Source organism: Kitasatospora sp. NPDC001660 (assembly GCF_053596725.1).
The window spans coordinates 32,143-46,610 of record NZ_JBSFGU010000019.1 but is presented as its reverse complement, the minus strand read 5'-3'; the positions used below and the strand labels follow the sequence as shown (position 1 = coordinate 46,610).

Below are 14,468 nucleotides of genomic sequence, written 5' to 3'. Positions count from 1 at the left end.
CACGGCTCCGGGCCTTCTCGGCCGTCGGGGCGGGGTTCGTCACCGTCCGAGTGTCTGTTGTCGCTCGTCCGGGTGGCCGTCCGGCGAGAAGCGGTCGCACAGTGTAGTCGATCGCCTACGCTGTGCCGGTTGCCTGCTGCCGAGCCACCTGGAGAAACGGTGCTGCCCAACCCGGACCGCGCGGACCTGACGACCGCCGCCCCGCCCCCGGCAAGCCCGGCCGCCGCCCGGCTGGGCCGCCGAAAGCGGGCCGCCGTGCTGGTGCTGCTGGCCGCGGTTCCCGTCCCGCTGGTCGCCTTCGGCCCGGCCGCGCCCGCCGAGGCCCAGCGCAGGGTGGTCGGCGGCGCAGTGGTGAGCACCGCGGAGTTCCCATGGGTGGTCGCGCTGGGCAGCCGGCAGCAGTTCGGCCCCGGGCGCTCCGGCCAGTTCTGCGGGGGAGCGCTGGTCACCGCGACCAAGGTGGTGACGGCCGCGCACTGCTTCTTCGACGAGCCCAAGGGTGTCCGGGTCGACCGACCGGGCCTCAGGGTGATCATCGGCCGGGACGACCTGCGCGGGGCGGCCGGCCGCGAGGTGCCGGTCAAGAAGGTCTGGATCCACCCCGACTACAACTGGTCCACCAACACGAACGACGTGGCCGTGGTCACGCTCGGCGAGTCCCAGGGGGCGCGGCCGGTGATCGACCTGCTCGGCCAGGGCGAGACCGACCCGTACGCGGCCGGGACCAGGGCGCAGGTGTTCGGCTGGGGTGACAGCACGGGGCGCGGTAACTACTCGGCCACGCTGCGCACGGTGGACGTGCCGGTCGTCGCGGACCAGGTGTGTGCGCGCGACTACCCGGGCGGGTCGGACGGGAAGTTCGACGCCCGGGCCATGGTGTGCGCGGGCGAGGAGGAGCAGGGCGGCAAGGACGCCTGCCAGGGCGACAGCGGCGGTCCGCTGGTCATCGGTGGGCGACTGGCCGGCCTGGTCTCCTGGGGGACGGGCTGCGCGGAGGCGCACCACCCCGGGGTGTACACGAGGATCGCCGCTTTCTCGGACACGGTGCGCTCGGCGCTGTGACGCCGGAACGTGACCTCCTGGTCACGTTCTGACGTTCCATCGGGAGTGGCGGGCCTCCTCGGCGAACAGCAGAGCCGGGCGACCGGCCCCGGAGGGGTCGATCGCCCGGCCCACCGGTCGCGCGTGGTGCGCGACCGGACACAGCTCGACGCTGGCTGCTGGTGAGGCGCCCGGGATCAGCGCTCGTCGTCGGTGGCCGTCGCGGTGGTGCTGGTCAGACGGCCGCTCTCGTCCTGTATCTCAACGGCGATCTTCTTGAGCTCGGGCTCGAACTTCCGGCCGTGGTGGGCGCAGAAGAGCAGCTCTCCGCCGCTGGCGAGTACGACGCGCAGGTAGGCCTGGGCGCCGCAGCGGTCGCAGCGGTCAGCCGCGGTCAGCGGGCTCGCAGGTGTCAGAACAGTAGTCACGTCGCCTCTTCTCTAGCTCGACGAGCTGTCGTACCAGGGTCAACATCCAACCAGGCCGAAAACGTTCCCGCTCGTGGCTTTTCTTCTCTGAGGATTCTGCTGTGTTGATGAGGACGTGCCCCGGGGGCCGGTGGTTCATGCGTACCGGATCCCAGGATCCGCCCGTCCCTCGAACGCCCGATCGGGACCGGGTCCGAGGTCCGCGTAGCATAATCCTCTGCCGGGTTGGAGCATAAGCCCCGTCCCAGGCCCCGGTAGCCTGCATAACGGCAGTTCCGGAGCCTGCGCCGGACCCCACGATCCGCCAGGACCGGTGGTACCGGGAGGAGATGGCGTCCCGGAGCTCCGGACTCCAGCCCGGTCCTTGTTCGCGCAGCGCGTACAAGCTGCGCGGGACCGGCCCGCCGTGCTGGGCACCCGGCGCAGGGGTGCGCACACGCCGGGCGACGGCTGTCGGTGCGGTGTGCTGCACTGGCGGACGGTCCGGACGTGTTCCGGATGTGACCGATGAGACAGAACTTCACCGAGGAGAGTGCCGCGTGAGTGCCGAAACGACCGTGCCGTCCGCACTGCTGGCCGGTGACGACGGCTCCAACTACACCGCTCGGCACCTGCTCGTCCTGGAGGGCCTGGAGGCGGTCCGCAAGCGCCCCGGCATGTACATCGGCTCGACCGACAGCCGCGGCCTGATGCACTGCCTGTGGGAGATCATCGACAACTCCGTCGACGAGGCCCTGGGCGGCTACTGCGACCGCATCGAGGTCGTCCTGCACCCGGACTCCTCGGTCGAGGTCCGCGACAACGGGCGCGGCATCCCGGTCGACGTCGAGCCCAAGACCGGGCTGTCCGGCGTCGAGGTCGTGATGACCAAGCTGCACGCCGGCGGCAAGTTCGGCGGCGGCTCCTACGCGGCCTCCGGCGGTCTGCACGGCGTCGGCGCCTCCGTCGTCAACGCGCTCTCCGCCCGCCTGGACGTCGAGGTCGACCGCGGCGGCCACACCCACGCGATCAGCTTCCGCCGCGGCACCCCCGGCATCTTCACCGAGACCAGCCCGGACGCGCCGTTCGAGCCGGCCAACGGTCTGACCAAGGCCCGCAAGGTGCCCAGGACCCGCACCGGCACCCGGATCCGCTACTGGGCCGACCGGCAGATCTTCCTCAAGGACGCCAGGCTCTCGCTGGAGAACCTGCACAGCCGGGCCCGGCAGACCGCCTTCCTCGTCCCCGGCCTGACCATCGTCGTCCGTGACGAGCGCCTCACCGAGAGCGAGCAGATCGAGGAAACGGTCTTCCGCTACGACGGCGGCATCGCCGAGTTCTGCGAGTTCCTGGCCCCCGACAAGCCGGTCTGCGACATCCTGCGGCTGCGCGGCGAGGGCACCTTCAAGGAGACCGTGCCCGTCCTGGACGAGCTCGGTCACATGACCCCCACCGAGGTGACCCGCCAGCTCGGCGTGGACATCGCGCTGCGCTGGGGCGCCGGCTACGACACCACCCTGCGCTCGTTCGTCAACATCATCGCCACCCCCAAGGGCGGCACCCACGTCACCGGCTTCGAGCGCTCGCTCGCCAAGACCGTCAACGAGGTGCTGCGCGCCACCAAGCTGCTGCGCGTGGCCGAGGACGACATCACCAAGGACGACGCCACCGAGGGCCTCACCGCCGTCGTCACCGTCCGGCTCGCCGAGCCGCAGTTCGAGGGCCAGACCAAGGAGGTGCTCGGAACCTCGGCGGCCAACCGGATCGTCGCCGCGGTCGTCGCCAAGGAGCTCAAGGCCTTCCTCACCTCGACGAAGAAGGACGACAAGCTCCAGGTCCGGGCCGTCCTGGAGAAGGTCGTCGCCGCCGCCCGCACGCGGGTCGCCGCGCGCCAGCACAAGGAGGCCCAGCGCCGCAAGACCGCGCTGGAGACCAGCTCGCTGCCGGCCAAGCTCGCCGACTGCCGCAGCGACGACGTCGACCGCAGCGAACTCTTCATCGTCGAGGGCGACTCCGCGCTCGGCACCGCCAAGCTCGCCCGCAACTCCGAGTTCCAGGCGCTGCTGCCGATCCGCGGCAAGATCCTCAACGTCCAGAAGGCCTCGGTGAGCGACATGCTCAAGAACGCCGAGTGCGCCGCGATCATCCAGGTCATAGGAGCCGGCTCCGGCCGCACCTTCGACATCGACCAGGCCCGCTACGGCCGCGTCATCTTCATGGCCGACGCCGACGTCGACGGCTCGCACATCCGCACCCTGCTGCTGACCCTCTTCCACCGCTACATGCGGCCGATGGTCGAGCAGGGCCGGGTGTTCGCCGCGGTGCCGCCGCTGCACCGCATCGAGCTCACCAACCCCAAGCGCGGCCAGGAGAAGTACCACTACACCTACTCCGACGCCGAACTGCGCTCCACGCTCCTGGAGTTCCAGCGCAAGGGGATGCGCTGGAAGGAGCCGGTGCAGCGGTACAAGGGTCTGGGCGAGATGGACGCCGACCAGCTGGCCGAGACCACCATGGACCCGCGCCACCGCACGCTGCGCCGGATCAACCTGGGCGACCTGGAACAGGCCGAGAAGATCTTCGACCTGCTGATGGGCAACGACGTCGCCCCGCGCAAGGAGTTCATCGTGGACTCGGCGGCGACCCTGGACCGCTCCCGCATCGACGCCTGACCGGCCCGTACGCGCGAGGGCCCTCCACCCACGGGTGGAGGGCCCTCGCGCTGCCGGTTCCACCCCCGGTCCACCCCGGCTCCGATCACCGGGCGGTGCCGGATCCGTAGCGTCGGAGAGGTCAGCACGAAGCCTCCCGTCTGGACGGAGAGTCCGATGACCGCCCTCGTCAACATCGTCGTGATCACCGCGGTACTGGTCCTGGTGGTCCAGCGGCAGATGCGCGCCCGGCGCCTGGACACCCAGCGCCGCTTCTGGCTGCTGCCGCTGATCCTCGGCGTGCTCGCGGTGCGCGACCCGCAGCTGATCGACCACGACCACGCGGCGGTCTCCGCCGTCCTGCTCGCCTGCTCGCTGGTGGCGGTGCTCGCCATGGGCTCCGTCTGGGGCTGGACCGTCCGGCTCCGGCAGGCCGAGGACGGCTCGGTCTGGGCCAAGGGCACCAAGGCCACGGTGGCCGCCTGGGTCGGCATGATCGCCATTCGGCTCGGCCTGTACGGGATCGGCTCGGCGATGCACGTCCACCAGGCGAGCAGCGCGCTGATGCTCGGCCTCGCGGTCATGCTCCTCGTCCGGTCGCTCGTGGTGAACTGGAGGGCGCGGACCATGGAGCTGCCCCGGCAGACCGTCGCCGTCGGCTGACCGCCCCCACCGCCATGTTCGAGCCGTCACCGTGTACGGCATCCCCGAGGAGGCATCCGTGACCGGGTACTGGACCCGCTGGCCGTCCCGCGAGGGACTGGAGCGCGAGGCCGAGAGCGGCCCGCGGCGGGTCCTCACCGTGCTCGGGCGGATCGTGCTGGTCGTCAGCGCCACCTGGGGGACGTTCGCCGGCGGCCGCTTCGAGGGCTGGGCGGCGGCGGCCGCGGCCGGCGGGCTGGTCGCGATGGTGGGGCTGAGCACGGCCTACCTGCACACCAGCCGGGCGCAGCGGCTGGTGCCCTCGCTCGCCCTGGCCGTCGCCCTGATCGGCCTCGCGTGGCTGGCCAACTGGGGCGGCGCGTACATGCTGGCGGACATCACCTGGCTCGGGCTGGCCGTGATGGCGCTGGTCCGGCTGCCGCCCGCGCCCGCCGTCCTCGTCGCGGTGGCCGCGCTGGGGTCGTACACCGCGGCCAGCTGGGCGAGTTGGCTCAGCGTCGTGTCGTCGGTCGTCGGTCTCGGCCTGCTCGGCTTCCTGCTGCGGCTGGACATCGAGGCCCGCGGCACCGCCCGTCGGCTGCTCGCGCAGGAGCGGGCCGCCCGGGCCGCCGAGGCGCAGAGCGCGGCGCTCGCCGAACGGGCCAGGATCGCCCGGGAGATCCACGACGTGCTCGCCCACAGCCTCTCCGCGCAGCTCGTCCACCTGGAGGCGGCCCGGCTGATGCTGGACGCCGGCACCGACCGCGAGCGGATCCGCGAACGCGTCGTCGCCGCCCGGCGGATGGCGCAGGACGGGCTGGCCGAGACCCGGCAGGCGCTGTCCGCGCTGCGCGGCGAACTCACCCCTGTGGGGGACTTCCTGGTCGAACTGACCGGGCGTGAACGGGCGGTGTTCGGCGTCGTCGGCGCGCCCCGGCCGCTCGCCGCCGAGGTCGCGCTCGCGGTGCGGCGCACCGCGCAGGAGGCGGTGACCAACGTCCGCAAGCACGCGCCGGGTGCCCGGTGCGAGGTCGAACTGCGGTACCTGCCGGACGCGGTGGAGCTGGAGGTGCGCAACTCCGAGTCGCCGCGCGGCGAAGCGCCCGGGGAACTGGCGGCGAGCGGCAGCGGGTACGGTCTGCTGGGGATGCGCGAACGCGCGGAACTGCTCGGCGGCACCCTGCTGGCGGGCCCGGAGGACGGAGGGTGGCGCGTGCTGCTGCGGGTGCCGGCATGACCGGTATGAGCGCCGGGACGACGAGGGTGCTGGTCGCGGACGACCAGACGGTGGTGCGCGAGGGCATCGTGATGCTGCTCGGGCTGCTGCCCGGGATCGAGGTGGTCGGCGCGGCGGCGGACGGCGAGGAGGCCGTCGCCCTGGTGGAGCGGCATCACCCGGACGTGGTGCTGATGGACCTGCGGATGCCGCGCGTCGACGGCGTCGAGGCGACCCGGCGGATCCGGGCGGCGCATCCGGAGACCGAGGTCGTGGTGCTGACCACCTACGCCGACGACGACTCGCTGTTCCCGGCGCTCCAGGCGGGGGCGCGCGGCTACCTCACCAAGGACGCCGGCGGCGAGGAGATCGTCCGGGCCATCGCGGACGTGCGCTCGGGCGCGGCCGGGCTCTCGCCGCAGGTCCAACTCCGGCTGCTGGAACGGCTTTCGGAGGCCCCGAAGGCATCCCCGGCGGCGCCCGGACCGGCCCCCGCACAGCCCGCCGCCCGGACGGCGGAGCTGCCGGACGGGCTGACCGCCCGCGAGGCGGAGGTTCTGGCGCTGATCGCCGAGGGACTCTCCAACACCGAGATCGCCCAGCGGCTGTTCGTCAGCCCGGCCACCGTGAAGACGCACATCAACAACCTGTTCGCGAAGACCGCCGTGCGGGACCGGGCGCAGGCCGTCGCGTACGCGTTTCGACACGGAATCACCGGTATGCAGCAGTAGTCGGATGAGTGTATGTCGGATGATCGATCACCTCATCGAGTGAACGCATCTGCAATGGTCAAAGTCGCTGCTCAGAGGCCCTCATCATGGGTCGGGTCAGAGTGCCCGCCGGTTCAGGAGCAGCAGTGCCACAGCAGCAGACGAGCAGTCCCGGGCAGGGGCAGCGATTCGACTGGTGGGCCGCTCCGGCCGCCACGAGCGCGCCCACCACGTCCGATCGGCCGGACCCGGTCACCCGGTCGGCCTCCACCCGGACGGACCACGCGGTGCCCACGCAGCCCGCCCCCGCCGCCGCACCGGCCACCACCACGGACAGCACCGAGGTGTACCGGACGATCCAGTGCAGCGGCGCCTTCCAGGACATCCGCCGCAGCTACCGGTCGTTCGTCTTCCCGGTCAGCAGCGCGTCCCTCGCCTGGTACCTGGCGTACGTCGCCGCCCAGGCCGCCGCGCCCGACCTGATGCGCACCCCGGTGGCCGGGCCGTTCAACGTCGCCTGGCTGCTCGGCCTGCTGCAGTTCGCCAGCACGTTCCTGCTCACCTGGCTCTACGCCCGCAACGCCCGCACCAAGCGCGACCGCGCCGCCCTGGGCCTGCGCTGGGACACCCAGGACCAGCTGCGATGACCACCACGACGGCCGTGACCACCACCGCCACCCAGCCCCCCGTCGTCCCCACCGGCGACCACCACGACCTCGCGATCGCGCTCTTCGCCGTCATCGTCCTGGTCACCCTCGGCATCACCCTCTGGGTCGGGCGCCGCGGCAGCGCCGCCGAGGACTTCTACGCCGGCGGGCGGGACTTCACCCCGCTGCAGAACGGTTTCGCGCTCTCCGGCGACTACCTCTCCGCCGCCTCCTTCCTCGGCGTCGCCGGGCTGATCGCCCTCTACGGCTACGACGGCGTGCTCTACAGCATCGGCTTCCTGGTCGCCTGGCTGGTCGTCCTGATGCTGGTCGCCGAACTCGTCCGCAACGCCGGCCGCTACACCCTCGCCGACGTGCTCGCGCTTCGACTGCGCCAGCGCAAGGTCCGGGCCGCGGCCGGCGGCGCCAGCGTCGTCGTCACCCTGCTGTACCTGGTCGCGCAGATGGTCGGCGCGGGCTCGCTGGTCGCCCTGCTGCTCGGCACCAACAGCGCGTCGGCCAGGACCTGGACCATCGTCGCGGTCGGCGGCCTGATGATCGTCTACGTGACGATCGGCGGCATGCGGGCCACCACCTGGATCCAGATCGTCAAGGCGTTCCTGCTGACCGCCGGGTCGGTGCTGCTCACCGTGCTGCTGATGGTCCACTACCACGGCGACGTCGGCGAGTTGATGCGCCAGGCCGCCCGGCACAGCGGCGCCGGACGGCGCTACCTCGAACCCGGGCTCAAGTACGGCGCGACCTTCACCAGCCGGCTCGACTTCTTCAGCCTCGGCCTCGCCCTGGTGCTCGGCACCGCCGGCCTGCCGCACATCCTGTCCCGCTTCTACACCGTGCCCACCGCCCGGGCCGCCCGCCGCTCCACAATGTGGGCGATCGGCCTGGTCGGCGGCTTCTACCTGATGGCCATCGCGCTCGGCCTCGGCGCCAGCGCCCTGGTCGGCTCGGAGGAGGTGCGGAACGCCAACCCGGCCGGGAACACCGCCGTTCCGCTGCTCGCCCTGGTGCTCGGCGGCGGCAACGGCAGCACCGGCGGGGTGCTGCTGTTCGCGCTGATCTCCGCGATCGCCTTCGCCACCATCCTCGCCGTCGTCGCCGGGCTCACCCTGGCTTCCTCGGCGGCCTTCGCCCACGACATCTGGGCCGGCGCCCTCCGCGGCCGGACGCTGCGCCGGCGGGCGGACGACGGGGCGCCGCGGACTGAGGAGCCCGCGAGCGACCGCCAGGAGGTCGTCGTCGCGCGGATCGCCGCCGTCGTGATCGGCGCGGTGGCGATCGCGATCAGCCTCTTCGCCCAGCAGCTGAACGTCGCCTTCCTGGTCGGCCTGGCCTTCGCCGTCGCGGCCTCGGCCAACCTGCCGGTGCTGCTCTACAGCCTGTTCTGGCGGCGGTTCACCGCCCGCGGCGCGGTCTGGTCGGTGTACGGCGGCCTCGTCCCGGCCATCGTGCTGGTGACCTTCTCGCCGGTCGTCTCCGGCACGAAGGCCGCGCTCTTCCCCGGCGTCGACTTCCACTGGTTCCCGCTGGAGAACCCCGGCATCATCTCCATCCCACTCGGCTTCCTGGCCGGCTGGATCGGGGCGCTCACGTCGCCCGAACCGGCCGATGCGGACTGCTTCGCCGAGCTGGAGGTGCGTGCCCTCACCGGTGCGGGTGCGGCCTGAGCCGCGCCCCCCGGGGAACCCCGGCGGTCCTGGGGCCGCCGGGGTTCCCCCGTGCTCAGGGACGGGCGGCCAGCCCGTACCGGTGCTCCGGCCGTCCGGTGTCGCCGTAGCGCAGCGTCAGCCGCAGGCGGCTGTTCCGCTCCAGCTGCTTGAGGTAGCGCTGCGCCGTCGACCGGCTCAGCCCGGTCTCGTCGGCCACCTCCTGCGCGGACAGCGGTCGGCCCGCCCGCCGAAGCACCCCGAGTACCAGGTCCGTCGTCGGCGCCGAATGCCCCTTCGGCAGCGCGCCGGCCGGGGCCGTCGCGCTGCGCAAGGTCGCGAACAGCCGGTCCACCTCGTCCTGGCCCGCCTCCCGCGCCGCCGGACCGGCCAGCGCGTGCCGCAGCTGCGCGTACGCCGAGAGCTTCTCGCGCAGCCCGGCGAACGTGAACGGCTTGACCAGGTACTGCAGCGCGCCGTGCTGCATCGCCGCGTGCACCGTCGACACGTCCCGGGCGGCCGTCACCATCATCACGTCGCACGCCACCTGCCGCTCCCGCAGTCGGCGCACCAGGGCCAGGCCCGTCTCGTCCGGAAGGTGGTGGTCGAGCAGCAGCAGGTCCACCGGGCGGCGCTCCAGCGCGGCCAGCGCCTCCCCGGCCGAGTGCGCCGTGCCCGTCACCCGGAAGCCCGGCACCTTCGCCACGTAGGCGGCGTGCACGTCCGCGACCCGGAAGTCGTCGTCCACCACGAGTACGTCGATCATCACGCCTCCACGTGCCGAGCGGTGAGCAGGGCCTCCGGCAGCTCGACCGTGAACCGGGCGCCGCCCAGCGGCCCCGCGTCGAGCACGATCCGGCCTCCGGTGCGCTCCACCAGCCGCCGCACCATCGCCAGCCCCAGCCCGCGCGGACGGTGCGCGGGCGCGTCCTTGCTGCTCCACCCCTCCTCGAAGACCTGCTCGCGCAGCTCCTCCGGCACGCCCGGGCCGCTGTCGGCGACCTGGAGCAGCAGCGTGGAGCCCGCTGCGGCCAGGCTGACGTCCACCCGGCCGCCCCCGCCCAGGGCGTCCACCGCGTTGTCGATCAGGTTGCCGAGCACCGTCACCAGCGCCCGCGCGTCCACCACCGCGTCCGGCAGGTGCGCCGCCGGGGCCAGCACCAGCCGCACCCCGCGCTCGCCCGCCACGGCCGACTTGCCCGCCAGTAGCGCCGCCACGTGCGGGTCCTGCACCTGTTCGGCGATCCGCGCCGCGACCACCGCGTGCGAACCGGACTGCTCCGAGATGAATGCCACCGCCTGTTCGTGGCGGCCGAGTTCGAGCAGACCGAGCAGGGTGTGCATCCGGTTGGCGTGTTCGTGGTCCTGGGCGCGCAGGGCCTCGGTGAGGCTGCGGGTCGTGTCCAGCTCACGGACCAGCGACTCCAGTTCGGTGCGGTCGCGCAGCGTCACCACGGCGCCTCCCTCGGCGGTGGTCATGCGGTTCACCACCAGCACCCGGTCGTCCCGGACGGCCGGCAGGTCCGGGCCGGTGATCCGCCCGGCCAGCACGTCCGCCAGCCGGCCCGGCGGCAGCACCTGGTCGATCCGGCGGCCGGTGCAGACCTCGGGCAGGCCCAGCAGCCGCACCGCCTCGTCGTTCGCCAGCCGGATCCGGCCGCGTTCGTCCAGCGCCACCATGCCCTCGCGGATGCCGTGCAGCATCGCCTCGCGCTCCACCAGCAGCGCCGAGATGTCGGCCAGCGCGATGTTGTGCGTCCGGCGCTTGAGCCGACGGGCCAGCGCGAGCGTGGCGACCGTCCCCGCGGCCAGGCCGGCGCCCGCGCACAACAGGATCCCGGTCAGCATCTTCAGCAGCCGGCGGCGGATCGAGTCGTCGCTGATGCCGACCGACACCTCGCCGACGATCCGCCCGTCCGCGAGACGCAGCGGCACCTTGCCGCGCGCGGTGCGCCCCAGGGTGCCCTGCTGGATCGCGGTGACGCTGCGCCCGCTGAGCGCGGGCTCCGGGTCGGTGCTGACCCGGTGGCCGATCCGGTCCGGATCGGTGTGCGAGAGCCGGATTCCGTCCAGGTCGGTGACCACGACGAAGCTCGCGCCGGTGGACAGGCGGACCTGTTCGGCGGTGTGCTGCGCCGTGGCGCAGTCGCGGGCGGCGGCGGCCCGGGCGAGCACCTCGTCGGTGGCGGTCGCCTGGGCGATGGACAGGGCGCGCTGCATCGCGTCGTGGTCGAGCTCGTTGCTGACCGGGGCGAGGAACAGCCCGGCGGTCACGGCGGTGACACCGACGGTGACGACGGTCTGGCTGAGCAGCAGCTGCGCGAAGACCCGGCGGGGCCAGCGGGGGAACTTCATCCGGGCCTCCTCTCGGCGGCTGTGGGGGTACGTGGGGGTCGGGACCGGGGGTCGGGACACCCTATGTTTCCGGCGTGTCTGCGTCACCGCGTCCTCGCAGTTGTAGCGGAAGCAAAACGAGCAGAACACCCCTCAATGCGGAGAAGTCGCACTACGCGGAGAAGGCTCCCGCCGGGGCCGGGCCCGCTCCTACCTTTCCGGGGCAAGCACTGACCCGGGAGGTCGACATGAGCGAGCGAAGCGAGCGAATCAACAAGGACAGGCCTTGCGAAGCAAGCGCCGAGCGCAGCGAGGTGCGGGCATGAGCAAGACCCCGGCGATCGAGCTGACCGGCGCGACCAAACGGTTCCGCACCCCCTCCGGGACCCTGCACACCGCCGTCCGCGATCTCGATCTGACCGTCGCCCAGGGCGAGTTCGTCGCTGTCGTCGGCCCGACCGGCTGCGGCAAGTCCACCACGCTGACGCTGGTCAGCGGCCTGGAGGAGCCCACCGAGGGCGAGGTCCGGGTGTACGGGGAGCCGGTCCGCGGGATCCACCCCCGGGTCGGGTTCGTCTTCCAGCAGGACGCCGTCTTCCCCTGGCGCACCGTCCTGTCGAACGTCATGGCCGGCCCCCGCTTCCGCGGCGTGCCCACCGCAGAGGCGAAGGAACGGGCCCGGGACTGGCTCGGCCGGGTCGGCCTCGGTGCCTTCGAGGACCGCTACCCGCACCAGCTGTCCGGCGGCATGCGCAAGCGCGTCGCGCTCGCCCAGACCTTCGTCAACGACCCGGACATCCTGCTGATGGACGAGCCGTTCTCGGCGCTGGACGTGCAGACCCGAGCGCTGATGTCCGACCAGCTGCTGGAGTTGTGGGCGGGCACGAGTTCTTCCGGCAACGCGGCGTCGGTCGTCTTCGTGACCCACGACCTCGACGAGGCCATCGCGCTCGCCGACCGCGTCGTCGTCATGACCGCCGGGCCGGCCACCGTCAAGGAGATCTTCACCGTCGACCTGCCACGACCGCGCACCGTGGAGGCCGTCCGGCTGGAACCGAGGTTCGTCGAGCTGTACCGCGAGATATGGGCCTCGCTCGGCGAAGAGGTGCGCATCACCCGGGAGAGAGGAGCGGGTCGTGCCGCTTGAGACCGCGTCGGCCGTGCCCACCGCACCGGCCGCCACCACGACGAGAACCGAGGCCCGCGAGCGGGCCGCCCGCAAGCGGAAGTTGAGCGTCCACGGTGCCCGGGTCGCGGTGCTCCTCGCCTTCCTGGGGCTGTGGGAGGCGTGCGCCCGGACGGACGTCATCGACCCGTTCAACTTCTCGCAGCCGTCGAGGATATGGGACCAGATCTGGCAGTGGATCACCCACGGCACCGCCCAGGGCTCGCTCGGCGAGCAGATCGGCTACACCCTCTACGAGGCCCTCACCGGCTGGGTGATCGGTGTCGTCGCCGGTGTGCTGCTCGGCATCGCGCTCGGTCGGATCCGCTTCCTGGCCGACGTGTTCGGACCCTACGTCAAGGTGCTCAACGCGATCCCGCGCATCGTCCTGGCGCCGATCTTCCTGATCTGGTTCGGCCTCGGCCCGGCCTCCAAGGTCGCCTCGGCCGTGGTGCTGGTGTTCTTCCCGGTGTTCTTCAACGCCTTCCAGGGCGCCCGCGAGGTGGACCGCAACCTCGTCGCCAACGCCCGCATCCTCGGCGCGGACAACCGCAAGGTCACCCTCCAGGTCGTCATCCCCGCCGCCACCACCTGGATCTTCACCAGCCTGCACGTCAGCTTCGGCTTCGCGCTGATCGGCGCCATCGTCGGCGAGTACATCGGTGCCACCAAGGGCCTCGGCCTGCTCGTCGCCGCCGCGCAGGGCACCTTCAACGCGGCCGGTGTGTACGCCGCGATGACGATCCTCGCCGTCGTCGCACTCGTGACCGAAGGCCTGCTGACCTTCGCCGAGAAGAAGTTGTTCCGCTGGAAGCCCGCCGACGCGGGCGACGGCCGCTGATCCCCTCGTCCGTAGCAGAGAGGCACTCTCACCCATGCGTCCGAACTCGACAAGCAGATCTGCTGCCGTGGCCCTCGCCACCGTCCTCCTCCTTCCGCTCTCCGCCTGTGCCAACGACGCCGCAACGTCCGACCACGGTGCCGCAGTCCCGGCCGGCCGGCAGGTCGACGGACCCAAGGTCAAGATCATGGTCGGCGGTCTGGACAAGGTCATCTACCTCCCCGCGATGCTCACCCAGCGGCTCGGGTTCTTCGCCGAGGCCGGCGTGAACGTCGAGCTGATGACCGAGCCCGCCGGCGTCAACGCCACCACCGCGCTGCTCGCCGGGGACGTCCAGGGTGCCGTCGGCTTCTACGACCACACGATCGACCTCCAGGCCAAGGGCAAGAACGTCGAGTCCGTCGTGCAGTTCGCGCAGGCCCCCGGCGAGGTCGAACTCGTCTCCGCCAAGCAGGCCGATGCCATCAGGTCCGGCGCCGACTTCAAGGGCAGGAAGCTCGGCGTCACCGGCCTCGGCTCCTCGACCGACTTCCTGACCAAGTACCTCGCGGTCAAGAACGGCACCTCCGCCAGCGAGTTCAGCCCGATCGCGGTCGGCGCCGGCCAGACCTTCGTCGCCGCGCTCCAGCAGGGCAGCATCGACGCCGGCATGACGACCGACCCGACCGTCGCCAACGTCCTCGACAAGGGCCTCGGCAAGATCCTCTACGACCTGCGCACCCCCGAGGGCTCGCGCCAGGCGCTCGGCGGCCTCTACCCGTCGTCCTCGCTCTACATGGCCACCGACTGGGTGGAGAAGAACAAGGACACCACCCGGAAGCTCGCCAACGCCTTCGTGAAGACCCTCAAGTGGATGTCCACGCACACCCCCGAGGAGATCGCCACGAAGATGCCCGCCGACTACGCGCAGGGCGGCGCCGACCAGTACGCGGCCGCGATCAAGACGACGCTGCCGATGTTCACGACGGACGGCGTGATGCCGGCCGACGGGCCGAAGACCGTCCTCGCGGTGCTCGCGGCCTTCCACCCGGACGTGAAGGGCAAGGAGGGCTCGATCGACCTCTCCCGCACCTACACCACCGAGTTCGTCGACAAGGCCACCGGCTGATCCCGGGCCGGCACGGCGGTCCCGCGCTCACCCCCACGGGCG

The 14,468-nt window shown here is 72.0% G+C and carries 13 protein-coding genes; 10 read left to right on the top strand and 3 right to left on the bottom strand.

Going from position 1 to position 14,468, the window contains the following annotated elements; all coding sequences use genetic code 11:
* Positions 1–159 precede the first annotated feature (159 nt).
* Positions 160–1,062 carry a S1 family peptidase gene (locus tag ACWCXH_RS21425; RefSeq protein WP_449803017.1) on the top strand — a complete coding sequence of 301 codons (903 nt, stop codon included), beginning with the start codon at positions 160–162 and terminating at the stop codon, positions 1,060–1,062.
* Positions 1,063–1,238: 176 nt separating this feature from the next.
* On the opposite strand, the gene ACWCXH_RS21420 is transcribed toward ACWCXH_RS21425, so the two are convergent.
* Positions 1,239–1,469, bottom strand: a complete 231-nt coding sequence (locus ACWCXH_RS21420) for a DUF7455 domain-containing protein (protein WP_238863936.1) — start codon at positions 1,467–1,469, stop codon at positions 1,239–1,241.
* Between the two features lie 539 nt (positions 1,470–2,008).
* Between ACWCXH_RS21420 and ACWCXH_RS21415 the strand changes: the two genes are divergently transcribed.
* The 6 genes from ACWCXH_RS21415 (at position 2,009) to ACWCXH_RS21390 (ending at position 8,999) form a co-directional block, all read left to right on the top strand.
* A complete protein-coding gene (locus ACWCXH_RS21415) occupies positions 2,009–4,120 on the top strand; it encodes a DNA gyrase/topoisomerase IV subunit B (protein WP_449803016.1) in 2,112 nt (703 codons plus the stop codon).
* A 156-nt stretch (positions 4,121–4,276) separates the two neighbouring features.
* Complete coding sequence (locus ACWCXH_RS21410) at positions 4,277–4,762, top strand: DUF1453 domain-containing protein (RefSeq protein ID WP_449803015.1); 486 nt, start codon at positions 4,277–4,279, stop codon at positions 4,760–4,762.
* A 58-nt stretch (positions 4,763–4,820) separates the two neighbouring features.
* Positions 4,821–5,978, top strand: a complete 1,158-nt coding sequence (locus ACWCXH_RS21405) for a sensor histidine kinase (protein ID WP_449803014.1) — start codon at positions 4,821–4,823, stop codon at positions 5,976–5,978.
* Positions 5,979–5,983: 5 nt separating this feature from the next.
* Positions 5,984–6,688, top strand: coding sequence for a response regulator (locus ACWCXH_RS21400; protein WP_449803083.1), 705 nt, complete (start codon positions 5,984–5,986; stop codon positions 6,686–6,688).
* A gap of 125 nt (positions 6,689–6,813) precedes the next feature.
* On the top strand, positions 6,814–7,314 hold the full coding sequence (locus ACWCXH_RS21395) for a DUF485 domain-containing protein (RefSeq protein ID WP_449803013.1): 501 nt from the start codon (positions 6,814–6,816) through the stop codon (positions 7,312–7,314).
* Complete coding sequence (locus ACWCXH_RS21390; protein WP_449803012.1) at positions 7,311–8,999, top strand: solute symporter family protein; 1,689 nt, start codon at positions 7,311–7,313, stop codon at positions 8,997–8,999. The genes ACWCXH_RS21395 and ACWCXH_RS21390 overlap by 4 nt, the downstream gene beginning before the upstream one ends.
* A 55-nt stretch (positions 9,000–9,054) precedes the next feature.
* Here ACWCXH_RS21390 and ACWCXH_RS21385 read toward each other — a convergent pair whose 3' ends face one another.
* Positions 9,055–9,744, bottom strand: coding sequence for a response regulator (locus tag ACWCXH_RS21385; RefSeq protein WP_449803011.1), 690 nt, complete (start codon positions 9,742–9,744; stop codon positions 9,055–9,057).
* Positions 9,744–11,333 carry a sensor histidine kinase gene (locus ACWCXH_RS21380; protein WP_449803010.1) on the bottom strand — a complete coding sequence of 530 codons (1,590 nt, stop codon included), beginning with the start codon at positions 11,331–11,333 and terminating at the stop codon, positions 9,744–9,746. The genes ACWCXH_RS21385 and ACWCXH_RS21380 overlap by 1 nt, the downstream gene beginning before the upstream one ends.
* A 301-nt stretch (positions 11,334–11,634) precedes the next feature.
* Between ACWCXH_RS21380 and ACWCXH_RS21375 the strand changes: the two genes are divergently transcribed.
* Genes ACWCXH_RS21375 through ACWCXH_RS21365 form a run of 3 tightly spaced genes read left to right on the top strand, consistent with a single transcriptional unit; the run spans position 11,635 to position 14,426 of the window.
* Positions 11,635–12,459 carry an ABC transporter ATP-binding protein gene (locus ACWCXH_RS21375; protein WP_449803009.1) on the top strand — a complete coding sequence of 275 codons (825 nt, stop codon included), beginning with the start codon at positions 11,635–11,637 and terminating at the stop codon, positions 12,457–12,459.
* Entirely contained in the window at positions 12,449–13,318 is an 870-nt protein-coding gene (locus tag ACWCXH_RS21370; RefSeq protein ID WP_449803008.1) for an ABC transporter permease, read from the top strand. Before ACWCXH_RS21375 ends, ACWCXH_RS21370 begins: the two co-directional genes overlap by 11 nt.
* A gap of 34 nt (positions 13,319–13,352) precedes the next feature.
* Positions 13,353–14,426 (top strand): ABC transporter substrate-binding protein, encoded by a 1,074-nt coding sequence (locus ACWCXH_RS21365; RefSeq protein ID WP_449803007.1) that lies wholly within the window; start codon positions 13,353–13,355, stop codon positions 14,424–14,426.
* Positions 14,427–14,468: the final 42 nt, after the last annotated feature.

Excerpts from the sequence above, each read along its gene's own strand:
- ACWCXH_RS21410 (WP_449803015.1), top strand. The coding sequence starts at position 4,277 with ATGACCGCCCTCGTCAACATCGTCGTGATCACCGCGGTACTGGTCCTG.
- ACWCXH_RS21400 (WP_449803083.1), top strand. The coding sequence starts at position 5,984 with ATGAGCGCCGGGACGACGAGGGTGCTGGTCGCGGACGACCAGACGGTG.
- ACWCXH_RS21390 (WP_449803012.1), top strand. The coding sequence starts at position 7,311 with ATGACCACCACGACGGCCGTGACCACCACCGCCACCCAGCCCCCCGTC.
- ACWCXH_RS21385 (WP_449803011.1), bottom strand. The coding sequence starts at position 9,744 with ATGATCGACGTACTCGTGGTGGACGACGACTTCCGGGTCGCGGACGTG.
- ACWCXH_RS21380 (WP_449803010.1), bottom strand. The coding sequence starts at position 11,333 with ATGAAGTTCCCCCGCTGGCCCCGCCGGGTCTTCGCGCAGCTGCTGCTC.
- ACWCXH_RS21375 (WP_449803009.1), top strand. The coding sequence starts at position 11,635 with ATGAGCAAGACCCCGGCGATCGAGCTGACCGGCGCGACCAAACGGTTC.
- ACWCXH_RS21365 (WP_449803007.1), top strand. The coding sequence starts at position 13,353 with ATGCGTCCGAACTCGACAAGCAGATCTGCTGCCGTGGCCCTCGCCACC.